Source organism: Streptomyces sp. NBC_00872 (assembly GCF_045161915.1).
Taxonomy (GTDB): Bacteria; Actinomycetota; Actinomycetes; order Streptomycetales; family Streptomycetaceae; genus Streptomyces.
Window position 1 is genome coordinate 3018184 of record NZ_CP108806.1, and the last position, 14820, is coordinate 3033003.

At 69.3% G+C, this 14820-nt stretch carries 13 protein-coding genes; 4 read left to right on the forward strand and 9 right to left on the reverse strand.

Features of this window, described 5'->3' with window-relative positions:
• Positions 1–11: 11 nt before the first annotated feature.
• The 4 genes from OG214_RS12790 to OG214_RS12805 are packed head-to-tail and all read right to left on the reverse strand — an operon-like array spanning position 12 to position 5113.
• On the reverse strand, positions 12–761 hold the full coding sequence (locus OG214_RS12790; protein WP_405984803.1) for a GTP-binding protein: 750 nt from the start codon (positions 759–761) through the stop codon (positions 12–14).
• Positions 742–1155 carry a DUF742 domain-containing protein gene (locus tag OG214_RS12795; RefSeq protein ID WP_363083518.1) on the reverse strand — a complete coding sequence of 138 codons (414 nt, stop codon included), beginning with the start codon at positions 1153–1155 and terminating at the stop codon, positions 742–744. The genes OG214_RS12790 and OG214_RS12795 overlap by 20 nt, the downstream gene beginning before the upstream one ends.
• Positions 1152–1643 (reverse strand): roadblock/LC7 domain-containing protein, encoded by a 492-nt coding sequence (locus OG214_RS12800; RefSeq protein WP_363083517.1) that lies wholly within the window; start codon positions 1641–1643, stop codon positions 1152–1154. Before OG214_RS12800 ends, OG214_RS12795 begins: the two co-directional genes overlap by 4 nt.
• On the reverse strand, positions 1640–5113 hold the full coding sequence (locus tag OG214_RS12805; RefSeq protein ID WP_405984804.1) for a nitrate- and nitrite sensing domain-containing protein: 3474 nt from the start codon (positions 5111–5113) through the stop codon (positions 1640–1642). The genes OG214_RS12800 and OG214_RS12805 overlap by 4 nt, the downstream gene beginning before the upstream one ends.
• A 498-nt stretch (positions 5114–5611) precedes the next feature.
• Between OG214_RS12805 and OG214_RS12810 the strand changes: the two genes are divergently transcribed.
• On the forward strand, positions 5612–6394 hold the full coding sequence (locus OG214_RS12810; protein ID WP_405984805.1) for a protein phosphatase 2C domain-containing protein: 783 nt from the start codon (positions 5612–5614) through the stop codon (positions 6392–6394).
• 229 nt (positions 6395–6623) lie between these two features.
• On the opposite strand, the gene OG214_RS12815 is transcribed toward OG214_RS12810, so the two are convergent.
• A complete protein-coding gene (locus OG214_RS12815) occupies positions 6624–7118 on the reverse strand; it encodes a MarR family transcriptional regulator (protein ID WP_363083514.1) in 495 nt (164 codons plus the stop codon).
• 205 nt (positions 7119–7323) lie between these two features.
• On the opposite strand from OG214_RS12815, the gene OG214_RS12820 reads away from it, so the two are divergent.
• The gene (locus OG214_RS12820) at positions 7324–8196 is read left to right on the forward strand and encodes a lysozyme (RefSeq protein ID WP_405984806.1); all 873 of its coding nucleotides are present in this window, start codon (positions 7324–7326) and stop codon (positions 8194–8196) included.
• A gap of 170 nt (positions 8197–8366) precedes the next feature.
• Here OG214_RS12820 and OG214_RS12825 read toward each other — a convergent pair whose 3' ends face one another.
• Both OG214_RS12825 and lon read right to left on the reverse strand, forming a co-directional pair.
• A complete protein-coding gene (locus OG214_RS12825; protein WP_405984807.1) occupies positions 8367–9089 on the reverse strand; it encodes a hypothetical protein in 723 nt (240 codons plus the stop codon).
• A gap of 249 nt (positions 9090–9338) precedes the next feature.
• Positions 9339–11750, reverse strand: coding sequence for an endopeptidase La (lon, locus tag OG214_RS12830; RefSeq protein ID WP_405984808.1), 2412 nt, complete (start codon positions 11748–11750; stop codon positions 9339–9341).
• A gap of 301 nt (positions 11751–12051) precedes the next feature.
• Between lon and OG214_RS12835 the strand changes: the two genes are divergently transcribed.
• Entirely contained in the window at positions 12052–12369 is a 318-nt protein-coding gene (locus OG214_RS12835; protein WP_405984809.1) for a hypothetical protein, read from the forward strand.
• 201 nt (positions 12370–12570) lie between these two features.
• Here OG214_RS12835 and OG214_RS12840 read toward each other — a convergent pair whose 3' ends face one another.
• Positions 12571–13815 carry a hypothetical protein gene (locus tag OG214_RS12840; protein ID WP_405984810.1) on the reverse strand — a complete coding sequence of 415 codons (1245 nt, stop codon included), beginning with the start codon at positions 13813–13815 and terminating at the stop codon, positions 12571–12573.
• Positions 13808–14362, reverse strand: a complete 555-nt coding sequence (locus OG214_RS12845; protein WP_405984811.1) for a DUF4365 domain-containing protein — start codon at positions 14360–14362, stop codon at positions 13808–13810. The genes OG214_RS12840 and OG214_RS12845 overlap by 8 nt, the downstream gene beginning before the upstream one ends.
• Positions 14363–14527: 165 nt before the next feature.
• Between OG214_RS12845 and OG214_RS12850 the strand changes: the two genes are divergently transcribed.
• Complete coding sequence (locus tag OG214_RS12850) at positions 14528–14665, forward strand: hypothetical protein (RefSeq protein WP_405984812.1); 138 nt, start codon at positions 14528–14530, stop codon at positions 14663–14665.
• Positions 14666–14820 lie beyond the last annotated feature (155 nt).

Consider the following 14820-nt stretch of genomic DNA (forward strand, 5'->3'; position numbering starts at 1 on the left):
TCCGCCGGGCGCTATTCGGGGGAGGATTCGAGCGCGTGGCGCACCAGCGTGAGCAGCGACTCGACAACCGTGATCCGCTTGCGCGCGTCCATGATCAGTACGGGGATGTCGTCCGGGATCGTCAGCGCGTCCCGTACGTCATCGATGTCGAACGGCTCCGAGCCCTCGAAGTGGTTGACCGCGACGACATAGGGCAGTCCGCAGCTCTCGAAGTAGTCGAGCGCCGGGAAGGAGTCGGAGACCCGCCGGGTGTCGACCAGGATGACGGCACCGATCGCGCCGCGCACCAGGTCGTCCCACATGAACCAGAAGCGCTCCTGGCCCGGGGTGCCGAAGACGTACAGCACGAGGTCGTTGTCGAGGGTGATACGGCCGTAGTCCATCGCCACGGTCGTGGTGACCTTGTCGGGCGTGGCGCTGAGATCGTCGGTCTCCGCGCTGGCCTGGGTCATCAGCGCCTCGGTCTGGAGCGGGGGGATCTCCGAGACCGCGCCGACGAAGGTCGTCTTGCCGACGCCGAAGCCGCCCGCGACCACGATCTTGGTGGCGATGGGCGCGCGGGTACGGTCCATCTGCCACGCCTTGAGCTCTTCTTCGGGCTCGGTCACGAACGGCGGGGGCATGACACGCGAGGCGGTCGCACCCGAGCCGGTCACACCGGCGGCGGTCACACCGGCGGTGGTGACGCCCGAGGCGCTCGTCACGCCTGTGGCAGCGGTGACACCAGCGGTAGCTGTGGCGTCAGAGACGGCGGAGTCCACTCAGCACCCTTTCCAGCAGTGCGTGGTCGGGCTGGCCGGTTCCGTACCCGGTCCCGTACACACGGATCTTTCCCTGGTCGGCCAGGTCGCTGAGCAGCACCCGGACCACCCCCAGCGGCATCTTGAGCAATGCCGACACCTCTGCCACTGTACGCATGCGCCGGCAGAGCTCGACAATCGCCCGTATCTCCGGCATGACCTTGGAGGACGCTCCGCCGTCCGTCAACTCCTTGCGCTCGTCGGCCGCTTCGATCGCGGCGACGAACGTCTCGACGAGCAGGACATGCCCGAAACGGGTACGTCCGCCGGTGAGGGAGTACGGACGGACCCGGGCCGGCCTGCGGTCCCCGCCCCGTACGGGGAGCCGCCTGCCCGGTTCGGTGGGGGGCGTCATTTGGCGCTCTCCGTCGACTCCATCGACTTGCGCAGCTCGTCGCGGAGTTCGGGGGTCAGTACATGTCCGGCGCGGCCGACGAAGAGCGCCATGTGATACGCGACCACACTCATGTCGCAGTCGGGGGTGGCGTGCACCCCCAGCAGCGAGCCGTCGCTGATCGCCATGACGAAAACGCTGCCCTCCTCCATGGCGACCATGGTCTGTTTGACCCCGCCGCCGTCCATCAGCTTCGCCGCTCCCACGGTCAGACTGCCGATGCCCGAGACGATGGTGGCCAGATCCGCGCTGGAGCCCCGGGGGCCCTCCTGACGCACGGTGGCCGTCGCCTCGGTGTTCTGCCCCGGGTCGGAGGAGAGCAGCAGAAGTCCGTCGGACGAGACGACGGCGACCGAGTGGACTCCTGGCACCTCCTCGACGAGGTTGCTCAACAGCCAGTGCAGGTTACGGGCTTCGCTGCTCAGTCCGAATGTGCCGGTCGCAGTCAACTGCGTGCCTCCTCGACTGTTTCCCCCGCCTCTTCGGTATGTGCTTCGGTCGGCGCCGCGGGCGCTATCTGCTCCGTGAGTTCGGCCTCGACATCGCGTCGACCTTCCTTCGCGCCTTGGTGGAAGCCGCCGAGCCTGCGGCGCAGGGCTTCCGCGTCGACACTGCCGGAGCGCCCGGTGGGCGCGGCGGCGGGTGTGACGGTCCTGGGGGTGCGCTTGGGCAGCCCCTTGTCGGTGATGCGTTCCCGCCGGGGGGCGGGGAAGTCGCCCGGGTCGGAGTCGTTGTCCGGGTCCGCGGCGGCGGCCGGGGCCGCTGTCGCGTCCAGGTCCGCTGTCGGGTCCGGGGTCATGGGCGCACCGGGCCGGTGCGGCAGCCGCATCGTGAACGTGTCCTGATCGGCGCCGGCGGACCCGGGCTCACCGTCGGCGACGCGCTCATGGCGCTCGGGGCCGATGGCGTACGGGCCGGGCAGCGGCGCGGTCCCGGGTACGGTGACGGACTTGGCCGGTTCGTATCCGCTCTCCGGCTCCGGATCCGGCTCGAATCCCCGCTCGGGCTCGGGCTCGTACACGCTCTCCAGCACAGCCGCGGACTCAAGCTCGGTCTCAAGCTCGGAGTCGGTCTCAAGCTCGGAGTCAGGCTCAAGCTCGGACTCGTACGCAGGCTCGGAGTCGGACTCAAGCTCAAGCTCGGGCTCGGGTGCAGGCTCAAGTTCGGACTCGGACTCGGACTCGGACTCGGACTCGGCCGCGGGCAGGGGCTCGGGCGCCTGCTCGGCGCCGGAGCTCTCCGGCTCCGTCTCGGCCGACTCCGCCTTGCGGATCGCCGCCTCCGCCGCCGCGACCAGTGGGTCCGGTGCCGAACGCCCGGGAAGGGCGTTGGAGTTGGCCTCCGCGGCCGACCCCGGCAGATGCAGCGCGGGCGCCGCCCCCGCCGTCCGTGCCTGGTGCGGTGCACCGGCCGGCGGCGAGGCGGGCAGCAGGGCCTGCGGGAGTACGACGACCGCCGCCACACCGCCCTGCTGATGCTCGCGCAGCTCGATCCGTACGCCATGACGCGCCGCGAGCAGCGCGGCGACCCGCAGTCCGAGCCCCTCGCCCTCGATGTCGCCGCCGTACCGCTTTCTCGCCCGGCCCTCGACGCCCTCGGACCCACCGGAGTCCTTGGCGTCCTCGGGCTCGGCGAGGCGCGCGTTCAGCTCGGCGATCCGGTCCGCGGACATACCGATGCCCTGGTCCTGGACGGAGAGCATCACCTCGCCGCCCTCCAGCAGCCAGCCGGAGAGCTGTACCTCGGCGTCCGGCGGGGAGAAGGATGTCGCGTTCTCCAGCAGTTCGGCCACGAGATGGCTGAGGTCGTCCGCGGCGAAGCCGGCCACCTGGGCGTGCGGCGGCAGCGACTGGATCGTGACCCGCTCGTACCGCTCGATCTCGCTGACGGCGGCGCGCAGGACATCCACCAGCGGGACGGGCCCGTTGGAACCGTGACCGTGCTCGTGGCCGGCCAGCACCAGCAGATTCTCGCTGTGCCGGCGCATGACCGTGGCCATGTGGTCGAGCTTGTAGAGGGTGTCGAGCTGCTCCGGCTCCTGCTCGCGCTCCTCCAGCCCCTCGATCACGGCGAGCTGGCGCTCCACGAGGCCGAGCGTGCGCAGCGAGAGATTGACGAAGGTGTGGTGGACGGTGTGCCGCAGCCGCTGGAGCTGGGCGCCGATCTCGGCCGTACGCTCCTGGAGTTCGGCGCGCTGCGCGACGACCTTCTCGCGCGCGGCGATCAGACCGGCGCGGTCGCCGTCGAGCGTCTCGGCACGGGCGGAGAGATCGAGCAGCTTGCCGTGCAGGCCGTTGAGGGACCGTACGACCTGGGCGAACTCGTCGTTGCGCCCGGTGAACCTGACGGGTTCCTCGGTCTGCGGCGCCGCCGCGAGCCGGGCCGCGCCGATCCGTACGACGGCGAGCGGCCTGGTCAGCGTACGGGCGACGGCGGTGGACACCCCGACGGCGATCAGCAGACAGCCGCCGAGGAGCGCGATCCGCAGTTCGAGACCGGTGACGGCGTCGTCGCGGAGCAGTTCGAGCCGCTCCAGCTGGCTGGAGCCGAGTCCCGACTCGACGCCGCGCATCTGGTCGATCCGGGCGGAGAGCGCGGCGTCGACCTTCTCCGGGTCGGCCTCACGGTCGGAGTCGGAGAGTTCCGGCCGGTCGGTGAGCCGGGTCAGATACCCCTCGGCGGTCCTGACGTCGGGTCCGGTGACGGTCGCGGTCAGGGACTCGCGCGCCTCGCTGTCGGCGGTCTGGTCGAAGTCGGCGAGCGCGGCGAGTTCACGGACCCGCGACTGCTGGGCGGTGGCGCTCAGCTCGTCGCGCAGCTGGTCGTTCTTCTTGCTGTCCGAGTCGGCCGGCGGCTCGACGAGGAGTCCGGTGATCGGGTCGTACTGCGGTGCGGTGTCGGTGGGCGCGGGCACGGCGAGCGCGGCCAGCAGCAGACCGCGGGAGGCGGACGCCTGCTCCACGGCGCGGCCGAGCGCGCCGGGGGCGCGGGTGCCGTCGGCGGCCTCGGCCGGGGTCTTCTCGGCCAGTTCGTCGGCGAGCGCCTGGAGCTTGGCGATGACGTCGGAGTACGCGCGGTACGCCTCCAGGGCCGAACCCTTGCCGGTGAGGGCGGTACGGCGGATGGAGGGGACGGTCGAGAGGTCGTGCAGCAGACCGGGGGAGGCCGAGGCGGCGGTACGTATCTCGTCGATCTGGCGGTCGACACGGACGCTGCGGGCGTCGGAGATCGTGTGCTTGCCCTTGTCACCACCGCTGTCACCGCTGGTGTCGGCACCGCTGTCACCGCTGCCGTCACCGCTGGTGTCACCACTGGCCGAACCGGACCCGGAGTCCGTCCCGTCCGGCTGCTCCTCGCGGCCCGCGGCGATGAAGACGACGATCTCGTCGCGTTCGTCCGCGAGGGAGTGGGCCAGGACCACGGCCCGCTGGTTCAGCTCGGCGAGGGTGACCAGACGCTGGGCGTCGTTCAGCTCGGCGGAGGCGCTCAGTACGGCGGGGGCGCCCGCCGCGATGACGGTGATGCCCAGGACGGCGACACCGGCGACCAGTCTGCTGCGTACCCGCACACGGCGCCCTTCCCGGACCGTACCGCCCCCGGCGGGGCCGGCGGCGGGCAGACCGGTCGTGGACAGGCCCGTAGGTGCGGATGCGGATGCGGGTGCGGACAGGCCCGTGGCCGTGGGCACGCTCGTGCTTGTGGGCACGCTCGTGGGCGCACCGCTGCCGGGCCGGCCCTTGCGGCCCTGGTCCTTGCCCTTGCGGTCCTGGTCCTTGCCCTTGCCGGACCGGTTGTCCTTGTTCTTACCGGGCTCGTTCGCCGTGGCCTGGTTCGCGAGGGACCGGCCCGTCTCGGGCGCACCCGTCGTGGAACCGACCGTTCCGGCGCTGTCCGTCGTCGTCCTGCCCGTCTCGGCCATACCTACCGTGGCCTTGCCGGTCTCAGCCTTGGTCGCCCCGCCGCGCGTGACACCGTTATCCCGAGGCCGCTTTTTCTGCACCGGTGCTCGCATTCTTGACTCGTTCACCCATGAAGCGGAGGTGACGACCGGTCACATCGAGAGAGCCCCCACCCCTGGTACGGCTTCCGACCATTCCAGCGCATGTGCGAGGGGGGCACGTATCGGCCGCTCCGCCACCTGAACGAGTGAACATCACGGAGGAGTTGGCAAACAACTCTTCCCAGCCGAGGCCCAGCCGGAACCTGGCGTGCCGGGTGGACCTTCTGGGCATGGTTTGGCAGGATGCGCGCCCGCAGCTTCCCGATGCGCCCTTTCTCATCCCGCCCCGGTCCCGTTCGGCGTTCATTCTGACCGAATGACAGTGGTTGACCAGGCCGTACGAGTCCATCGACAGCGCGTGCAGAGACCGTGAAGGAGTCATGCGGTCCGCCGGGGGAATCGTGCAGACTGGACATCATGCGCATCGAACTGGCCAGCGTGCCGGGGGCCGCCGCGAGGCCCAACGAGGACTGGACATCCGTGGCTCTGCCCGCCGCCGGCCGGGGCGGAACACTGGTCGTCCTGGACGGGGTGACCCCGCCGGCCGGGGAAGACGGTTGTGTACATGGTGTGCCCTGGTTCACCTCACGGCTCGGCGGAGCGCTCGCCGAACTGTCCGGTTCCCGCCGGGATATGACACTGGCAGAGGTCCTCGGCGTATCGATCACCCGTACGGCGGACGCACATCGCGAAACATGTGACCTTTCTCACGTACGCACCCCTCAGGCCACCGTCGTACTGGTGCGCTGGGGCGCGGACGAGGTCGAACATCTGGTCCTGTCCGACTCGACACTGCTGCTGGAATCGCCTGACGGCGGGGTACGGGCGGTGCTGGACGACCGGCTGGACCGCGTCCCGCGCGAGCTTCTGCGCTCGGTCACCTCGGCGGACGCCCTGCGCAACGCGGAGGGCGGCTTCTTCACGGCGGCGGCCGACCCGGCGGTCGCGGCGAAGGCGGTGACGGGCCGTACGCCGACGGCGGAGGTACGGTCCCTGCTCGCGCTCACGGACGGCGCGGCCCGCTGGGTGGAGGTGTTCCAGGAGGGCGGCTGGGCGGACTGTCTGGCGCTCGTACGGAAGAACGGCCCGCAGGAGCTGATCGACCGGGTCAGGGCGGCGGAATGGGCGGACCCGGACGGGGTGACGTTCCGCAGGGGCAAGACGAGCGACGACGCGACGGTGACCTACGTGGAGCTGTGACGGGGGGACGGCGGCGACGCGCTACGACCAGACCGACCGCCCGGCGGACAGGGCGGCCGGGGCCGGCCCGGGGTACGGGCCTGGGGGCTGTGGCCCGAGGGTTGTGGCCCGAGGGTTGTGGCCTGAGGGGCGCGTCACGACCCCCACGCCCGTCAGTGCTCGCCGCGCCTCAGCGCCCCGCGCGTCTCAACGCCCCCGCGCCCCCGCGGGCCTCCGCGCCCCGCGCGTCTCAGCTCTCCGCACGCTCGTTGAAATGGTGGAGCAGCCGGGCCAGCTCCGAGATCTCCGCGCGGTCCCAGTCCGCCAGCTTCTGTACGTACAGCTCACGGCGGGCGTTCCTGACCCGCTGGAAGCGGGACGCGCCCTCGTCGGTGATACGGATGAGCCAGGCGCGCCCGTCGGCCGGATCAGGCTCGCGTGTGACCAGGCCGAGCATCTCCAGCACGCGGAGCTGACGGCTCATCGTGGCCTTGCCGACCCCGAAGTACGCGGCCAGTTCGGTGGCCCGCTGGCTGCCGGTCTCGTCCAGCCGTACGAGCAGTCCGTACGCCCCGGGCTCCAGCTCGGGATGGACCTCGCGCGCCATCTCCCCGGAACTGGCGCGGGCGCGGCGGAGAAAGACCGCCAATTCCCTTTCCAGGGACAGGAATTCCTGGTCCACACCACTCCACCGGCCGTGCTCCGGCCCATTTCCCGTACCACTCCCGTGCACGTCAGCACCCATCGCGCGCTTTTCCGCCCCTGAAAGTTTCTTTCGCCGGCAGCTCGTGCCGCGGCTGGGCCAGTATTTCGCAGGTTTATTCCAGGGGCAGCCGCGTGGCGTGCGTCCGTCAACTGGCCGGCGTGCGTAGCGTTATGAGTGACATGTCCATCCTCACCCCATGTCACCCGGTTCACGCCCTCCCCCACGAGGTCCTCGGAGGCACGAAATGCCCGTGCACAGATCCGGAACGACCGGCCGCGCGCTCATCGCCGCGGTCGCCGCCCTCCTCACCACTCCCGCACTCCTCCTCGCCCGGCCGGACGGGGCGAGCGCGGCCGACATCCCGGCGGATCCGCCGCCCCCCGCTCCCGCCCCCGCCCCCGCCTCTGCCCCCGCACGAGGCACGGCCTATATGGGCATGGGCATCATCGAACACGACGGCCAGGGCGATCTGCCCCGTACGGACCGCGCCCCGCAGACGGAGGGCGTGGATGTCTCCGGGCACCAGGGCAACGTCAACTGGGTGGCCCTGTGGAGCAGCGGGGTGGACTGGGCCTACACCAAGGCGACCGAGGGGACCTCCTACAAGAACCCCTACTTCGCGCGGCAGTACAACGGCGCGTACGACGCGGGCCTGATCCGCGGCGCGTACCACTTCGCCGCCCCCGACGGTTCGAGCGGCGCGACCCAGGCCGACTACTTCGTGGACAACGGCGGCGGCTGGTCACGCGACGGCAAGACGCTGCCGGGTGTGCTGGACATCGAGTGGAACCCGTACGGCGCGGCCTGCTACGGCAAGACACGGAGCCAGATGGTCGACTGGATCGACGACTTCCTGGAGACCTACCGCTCCCGCACCGGCCGCGACGCGCTGATCTACACGGCCACGAGCTGGTGGAAGACGTGCACCGGCAACTACCCGGGCTTCGCCTCCACGAATCCGCTCTGGATCCCCCGCTACAGCGGCACGGTCGGCGAACTGCCCGCGGGCTGGGGCTTCCAGACGATCTGGCAGTACACCTCCACGGGCCCGATCGTCGGCGACCACAACAGGTTCAACGGCGCCCTGGACCGGGTCCAGGCCCTGGCCAACGGCTGACCCCGCGCCCTCCCTCACACGCGGTCCCGTCCGCGGTCCCGCCCGGAACGGAAGGCCGGCCGGGACCGCACCGTCATGCGCGGCCCGTTGTCTTGACCGCCCGCTGTCATGAGCAGCCGCTGTCATGAGCAGCCGCTGTCACGAGCAGCCGCTGTCACGAGCAGCCGCTGTCATGAGCGCACCGACAGCAGCCAGTCACCGGGCAGCTCGTTCCGTACCCGCGCCAGGGCGCTCCCGGTCCGGGCGAGCACCCAGAGCCACTGTCCCGCGTCCTCCCGCAGCAGTACGCCGGGCGCGCTGAACCATCGCGTCACCCCGCCGTCCACGGCCCACAGCGGACAGTCCGGCATTGGCACACGGGGGTAGCGCGACGCGATGTCCCCGGGGTCGACGCCATCGAGATGGCGGTTGTCGCCGAGACCGTCCGGGGCGCCGAAGACCGACTCCGCGAGAACCATCTCCACACAGGCGAGCGAGAACCGGTCCAGGAACGGCAGCGGGCGGCCGGGAGACCCCGCGGCCCCACGGACGTACACCGGTGGGTCGTCCTGGTCGAGATCGGCGAGAAGGATGCCCCACTCGGCGGCGTACTGGTTCTCGACCCGGTACACGAGCGCGCCCTCCCGGACCACCAGCTCCCCGGGAGCCAGCAGCCGGTCCTGGTTGCTCGTCAGATCCCTCCGCCGCCCGAACAGCCCGTACGCCTCCCGCACCGCGACGGGCAACGCGAACCCGAGCCGCCGCTCGGCATCGGCGATCTCCCACTCCCCGTACCCGTCCCCCGCCCCCAGAGGCACCCGCCACCCCTCCGCGAACCCCCGCACAAACCCCCACACCGCACCCCGGCCCCGCACCCCGGCCAGCGCTTCCCCGACATCGAACCCCACGCTCATGCCCGCGAGCGTAACCAGGCGGGAGCGGACGCGATCTTGAAGGCGAGCCACACGGTCTTGCCCTTGGACCGGTCCGCGGCGCCGTGTCCCCTTTCGCGAGAAGCCCACGGCGGTCCGCCGTCAGCGGCTGCGTTACGAGACGCGGATGGCGCGCCCGCGGCCGGAGCCCTGGTGTGGGTTCCGGCCGCGGGCGCTTGTGCGGTGCTTGTAGCGGGTTCGTACTCGTGGCGGGTTCGTGGCGGTTTTCGGTCAGGCGGCTGCCGCGACCGGGACCTCGGCCGGGGACAGGGCCAGGTCCAGGACCTGGCGGACGTCGGTGACCGGGTGGACGTCGAGCTTGTCGAGGATCTCGGCCGGGACGTCGTCGAGGTCGGGCTCGTTGCGCTTGGGGATCACGACCGTCGTGATGCCCGCGCGGTGGGCCGCCAGCAGCTTCTGCTTGAGGCCGCCGATGGGCAGGACACGACCGGTCAGCGAGACCTCGCCCGTCATGGCGACGTCCGTACGGACCAGGCGCCCGCTCAGCAGCGAGGCGAGTGCCGTCGTCATCGTGATGCCCGCGCTCGGTCCGTCCTTCGGGACCGCGCCCGCCGGGAAGTGGATGTGCACGCCCCGGTCCTTGAGATCGGCCACCGGCAGCTCCAGCTCCGCGCCGCGCGAGCGGAGGAAGGAGAGCGCGATCTGCGCCGATTCCTTCATCACGTCACCGAGCTGCCCGGTCAGGGTCAGCCCCGATCCTCCCGTCTCCGGGTCGGCCAGCGACGCCTCCACATAGAGGACGTCACCGCCCGCGCCGGTCACCGCGAGGCCCGTCGCCACGCCCGGCACCGCCGTACGCCGCTCCGCCGGGTCCTGCGCGGACTCGGGCACATGGTGCGGCCGTCCGATCAGCCCGCGCAGATCGCCGGCGCCGAGGGTGAACGGCAGCTCACGGTCGCCCAGCTCGTGCTCGGCCGCGACCTTGCGCAGCAGTCTGGCGATCGCGCGCTCCAGGTTCCGTACGCCGGCCTCCCGGGTGTACTCCCCCGCCAGCCTGCGCAGCGCCTCGTCCGCCAGCGTGACCTCGCCGGGCTCCAGACCCGCGCGCTCCAGCTGCCTGGGCAGCAGATGGTCCCTGGCGATGACGATCTTCTCGTCCTCCGTGTAGCCGTCGAGCCTGACCAGCTCCATACGGTCGAGCAGCGCCTCCGGGATGGCCTCCAGGACGTTCGCCGTGGCGAGGAACACCACGTCGGACAGGTCGAGTTCGACCTCCAGATAGTGATCGCGGAAGGTGTGGTTCTGCGCCGGGTCCAGGACTTCGAGCAGCGCCGCGGCCGGATCGCCGCGGTAGTCGGAGCCGACCTTGTCGATCTCGTCGAGCAGGACGACCGGGTTCATCGAACCGGCCTCCTTGATCGCCCGGACGATACGGCCCGGCAGCGCGCCGACATAGGTACGCCGGTGGCCGCGGATCTCCGCCTCGTCCCGTACGCCGCCGAGCGCGACCCGGACGAACTTCCGGCCCATCGCGTGCGCCACGCTCTCGCCGAGCGAGGTCTTGCCGACACCGGGCGGACCGACCAGGGCCAGCACGGCGCCGCCGCGACGGCCGCCGACCACGCCGAGACCGCGGTCCGCGCGCCGCTTGCGCACGGCCAGATACTCGGTGATCCGTTCCTTCACGTCCTCCAGGCCCGCGTGCTCGGCGTCGAGGATGCTCTGCGCGCCCCGGATGTCGTACTCGTCCTCCGTGCGCTCGTTCCAGGGCAGTTCCAGCACCGTGTCCAGCCAGGTGCGGATCCAGGAGCCCTCGGGGCTCTGGTCGGAGGCGCGCTCCAGCTTCTCGACCTCCTTGAGCGCGGCTTCCCGCACCTTCTCGGGGAGATCGGCCGCCTCGACACGGGTCCGGTAGTCGCCGGACTCGTCCTCGTCGCCCTCGCCGTTCAGCTCGCGCAGTTCCTTGCGCACGGCGTCGAGCTGGCGCCGGAGCAGGAACTCGCGCTGCTGCTTGTCGACACCCTCCTGGACGTCCTTGGCGATGGACTCGGCGACATCCTGCTCGGCGAGGTGGTGACGGAGCTGCTCGGTGGCGAGCTTCAGCCGGGCCACCGGGTCGGTGGTCTCCAGCAGCTCGACCTTCTGGGCGGTGGAGAGGAAGGGTGAGTAACCGGAATTGTCGGCGAGCGTGGACACCTCTTCGATCTGCTGGACGCGGTCCACCACCTGCCAGGCGCCACGCTTCTTCAGCCAGTCGGTGGCGAGCGCCTTGTACTCCTTGACCAGCTCGGTGACCGAGCCGGGCAGCGGGTCGGGGACGATTTCGTCGACACTCACGCCCTCGATCCAGAGGGCCGCGCCGGGCCCGGTCGTACCGGCGCCGATCCGCACACGGCCACGGCCGCGGATCAGCGCGCCGGGGTCCCCGTCGGAGAGCCGGCCGACCTGCTCGACGGTCCCCAGCACACCGATCCCGGCGTAGGTCCCGTCGATGCGCGGCACGAGCAGCACCTTCGGCTTGCCCGTACCACCGTCGCCGGCGCGCGCGGCGGCCTGAGCGGCCTCCACCGCGGCACGGACCTCGGTGTCGGACAGGTCAAGAGGCACCACCATGCCGGGCAGCACGACCTCGTCGTCGAGCGGCAGCACGGGAAGCGTGAGCGGTGTGGACATGGCAGCCATGATCTCCCCTTCGGCAGTCAAGTTGAGCTATACCGACTCAATGCTTGTGAGTCCCAGGATGTTCCCCCGGCCGCGTTCGCTCTGAGCGATCGCCCTGCCACTGTCCTCTAGCGGTGAACCTTGCGAGGGATCTTGCGAGATCCGAGGTGACTTTGCGAGACACAAACCGCTAACTTGGCGTGAACCAGGGACTACGTGCTGTACCCGGCGGGGTGGCAAACTCTCCTACCGAGGGTTTCGAGGTCACGTACATCAATCCGGGCGGGTCGGAAGTACGGCGCGCTTGTCAACGGTGGTCGGGATGTCGTCCCAGCCGTTCTGGCTACTCTGCTCCTGGGACAACGGCGAGGGGTTCTCGCATGTTCCGAGCTACTTCGCCCGTCACCAGGACGGTTCGGCGATCGTGGTCGACTGCCGCCCGGCGGACCGGCGCAAGCCACGGGACTGGGTGAAGTTCGGGGCGACGCAGAGAGCCTGTGACCCTCTGGGGGAGTTCCGGCTGATCGGCATGCCGGACCCGATCCGCGTGGGAAAATGCGCGCTGGCTGGCGGGCTACCGCAACCCGCCCTCACACGCGCATGGACTCCCGCCTACGAGAAGTTCGACGGCGTTATCTAACATAGCGCACACATCGACGAACAAATAAAGACCATCACTGCACGAGAGCACAGGAAGATCTAGAAGCGCCCTGCGGCGACATATTCCAATATGCGCTCGCAGAGCAGCCTTGAGAACTGCTAAACGTTCTCAAGGAAGACAGCATGCCTAAGCGATGCCATTCATACAACCCATTTCTAAGCTTCAGGAATGGGTCGATCCTCAATCCATGTCATCGATAGTCATCTGCCCCTGAGTGATTTGCGGTTGTTCCATGGCGCCAATGTGCATCAGGGCGTCCAAGTGACCGACCGTGCGCACAACACTGGCGTCGTAGAGCCAGTGCAGATTACCTTCACGCTCCAGCCGGCCGTTGACCTGAACGGCGAGGTTTTCCTCGTACGCATGGATGGCTTCGTGGTACTGATCCTCATCCGCCAGCCTTACACGCGCCTTTCGAGGCTGTCCGCCCATGACGTTTTCAACGCCGAAGACGCCTGGGCCGTCGGCCTCCTTGCGAGCCAGCAGGTGAACCCGACCAGTCACCGTCACAAAGCCGGAGTCCTCCGCCGCGGCCAAACGATGTGCCGCCTTCTCCAGGATGGAGGCATCGCCACCGGAGAACTCGTATCGCGATACAGGTTCCTCGAAGCCTCCAGGCACGGACGTGTCCCATTCGACGGTGATATCCGAGCCATCGGAGTGTTCGGCGATGCCGAGGATCGCAGTCGCCATCTCGTATGAGACTCCCTCTCGCACGCCTACGTCGAAGCCTGTGAGTGATCCGCTGGAGCGGTAGTGGTCGATGGCCTCAACAGTCGCAGACAGGGCTCTCACCACGGCCTGGCTCACATCCCGACCGTGCGGTCCTACCGCCGCCCCTACATCCAAGGCCGGTGACGCAGCAGAGAGCTTCCGCAGCGGTACGGTCGTTGCCGATGGCGCGAAAGCCTTGACGATGTAGCTGCCTGGCTCTGTCTGTCCCATAAGCACCGAGTCAAGGTAGCGGTTGGCGAACTGGCCGTGCCGGTTGCCGAAGTGCCGCGTCTGGTCGATGTACGACTTGGCACCTGCGACCAGAGTGCGGCGTGCGCATGAGATGAGCCGCTCGCCCTCCCGCCAGGGAATGAGGCCACTCGGGAAGGCCGCCTCCCTGCGGAAGCGGAACTCGTCCGTAGGGTCGGTGAAGAGCCGTGGAGCGATCGACCGGGCCCACAGACTTCGATAGCTGGGAGCGCTGACCTGCTGGAGCAGACTTTGCAGGACCTCGATGTACTCCGGCGCTTCACGGTCCAGCGGTACGACGAATGATCCGGCTCGGGCGTCGGGCTGGCCAGGAGGGGCGAGCCGGTTGTAGATGCCACGGCGCCGGCCGACGAGTGTCCAGCCTGCTTCGGTCATGAGAGTGGTGAGCCGCGTCGGATCGACGCGCCACAGATCGAGTTCGGTCGACGCCAAGTCAGGCATGGAGCGACTCACCCCTCTCGATCTTCCCCATGATGGCGGTCAGTGCCTCAGCGTTGAAGAGGTTGGCAGTGGGAATGCGGACGGACGGTTTCTCGGCCGGAGGGACTGTCATCCCCTCAAGGCTCATCCAGTAGCAGGCCTGCATGACCTCCAAGTGCGTGTGGGCTGTCCGTGTCCACTCCGCCTGCCCTTTGGGTATCGCCATGACGACCAAGAGGGACTTCATGCCCAAGCGAGGGCGTACGAGACGCTCCATGTATTCGCGCTTCTCGAAGCGATAACGAAACGACTCTGTGTTGCCGTCGACGACTATCTGGGTCGTGCTCTTCATCTGAACGTAGAAGCTCGCCTCCTCCCCCAGCGGGTCGGAGGACGTACGCACCAGCATGGCGTCAGCGCCGAACATGTCTCGGCCCTGCTTGATGAAAAGACAGCCAGCGGTCGCGGCAACGCTCTGCATGTAGCCCTCCTGGAGCTGCTCCATGCAGGTGGTAAACGTGCGTCGATCGACAGGCTCGGTTATGCCGCTCCTCACAGCTTGCGCCATGGGCGCCCCCCCCTGGTTGCCCTTGCCCCAGTGAGCGCAGCATACGTTCCCCCCTCTCCTGGCCGTCCAGTCCCCGTTGCCTCACACTATTGACTGCCACTGACAAGTGCTTCGCCACAAGGGGGCACTGGCGTATGACGCTCTCCCAAACCTTCCCCTCCACGCATGCCGCACGTAGTGTGCGACGGCTGCGCGGCGACACTGGGCCGGGCGATCAAGCGCTGGCATGAGGGCATCCCGCCGCGAGCTGAGAAGGCCGCGGTGGCACTCGTGGGATTCCGCTCCTGCAACCGCCGTTGGTGATCAGAGCGATTCGTCCCTCGCTTGTGGACAACGGAGCGTCGTCCTGACCGCACGAAGCCTGCGAGCCACAGATCAGGCACCCCACTCGCAGACTCAAAACGCGAAGGACAATCGGGCGTCCTATGCGGTTATGGGTGCGAGTAGTTGCGGTACAG

Excerpts from the sequence above, each read along its gene's own strand:
- OG214_RS12795 (WP_363083518.1), bottom strand. The coding sequence starts at position 1,155 with ATGACGCCCCCCACCGAACCGGGCAGGCGGCTCCCCGTACGGGGCGGG.
- OG214_RS12805 (WP_405984804.1), bottom strand. The coding sequence starts at position 5,113 with ATGGCCGAGACGGGCAGGACGACGACGGACAGCGCCGGAACGGTCGGT.
- OG214_RS12810 (WP_405984805.1), top strand. The coding sequence starts at position 5,612 with ATGCGCATCGAACTGGCCAGCGTGCCGGGGGCCGCCGCGAGGCCCAAC.
- OG214_RS12815 (WP_363083514.1), bottom strand. The coding sequence starts at position 7,118 with ATGGGTGCTGACGTGCACGGGAGTGGTACGGGAAATGGGCCGGAGCAC.
- OG214_RS12820 (WP_405984806.1), top strand. The coding sequence starts at position 7,324 with ATGCCCGTGCACAGATCCGGAACGACCGGCCGCGCGCTCATCGCCGCG.
- OG214_RS12825 (WP_405984807.1), bottom strand. The coding sequence starts at position 9,089 with ATGAGCGTGGGGTTCGATGTCGGGGAAGCGCTGGCCGGGGTGCGGGGC.
- lon (WP_405984808.1), bottom strand. The coding sequence starts at position 11,750 with ATGGCTGCCATGTCCACACCGCTCACGCTTCCCGTGCTGCCGCTCGAC.
- OG214_RS12835 (WP_405984809.1), top strand. The coding sequence starts at position 12,052 with ATGTCGTCCCAGCCGTTCTGGCTACTCTGCTCCTGGGACAACGGCGAG.
- OG214_RS12840 (WP_405984810.1), bottom strand. The coding sequence starts at position 13,815 with ATGCCTGACTTGGCGTCGACCGAACTCGATCTGTGGCGCGTCGATCCG.
- OG214_RS12845 (WP_405984811.1), bottom strand. The coding sequence starts at position 14,362 with ATGGCGCAAGCTGTGAGGAGCGGCATAACCGAGCCTGTCGATCGACGC.
- OG214_RS12850 (WP_405984812.1), top strand. The coding sequence starts at position 14,528 with ATGCCGCACGTAGTGTGCGACGGCTGCGCGGCGACACTGGGCCGGGCG.